The 605-nt window shown below is 31.7% G+C and carries 1 protein-coding gene; it reads right to left on the bottom strand.

What is annotated here, in order from left to right:
- Positions 1-99: 99 nt before the first annotated feature.
- On the bottom strand, positions 100-605 hold a 506-nt coding region (cls, locus tag IDG60_RS20905; RefSeq protein WP_206161142.1), incomplete at its 5' end, for a cardiolipin synthase.

Here is a 605-nt window from a genome sequence, read left to right as displayed (position 1 = left end):
CAGCGGCAAAGGTGTATAAGAGACAGAATATATTTATCGTTATTTTAATTTTGGGCAAAATAAAAAGAGCCTCTATAATCGAGACTCCTTACAAATAAATTATAAAATTGGCGAAACTAATTTAGCTAACGATTCTTTAAACTTAACAGACAGCGGTCTATTGGCATATGATTCTTTGGTTAGTTGTTTTGATTTTGTAATATCATGTTCATAAGCCACCCTTAAATCTTTAGCAAGCTTTTCATCATATACAAAAGCATTGACTTCGAAATTCAATTCAAAACTTCTAAAGTCCATATTAGCAGTTCCGACTGAAACCATTTCATCATCTATTAAACACATTTTAGAATGTATAAATCCATTTTCATACGTGTAAATTTTTACGCCACTAGATAGTAAATCTGAAGCATTTGAATATGTCGCCCAATAAACTAAAGGATGATCTGGCTTACATGGAATCATTAGATGAACATCTACCCCTGATTTAGCTGCAATTTTAATGGCATTTATATATGAGTTATCCGGAATGAAATAAGGCGATTGCAAATATACCGACTTCTTAGCGCTCATAATCATTTTTGTATAACCATATTCAATTTGATGCC

The sequence above is a fragment of the Staphylococcus sp. EG-SA-2 genome, assembly GCF_017152085.1.
The sequence above is the reverse complement of the archived record's forward strand: the minus strand, read 5'-3'. Positions and strand labels throughout refer to the sequence as shown.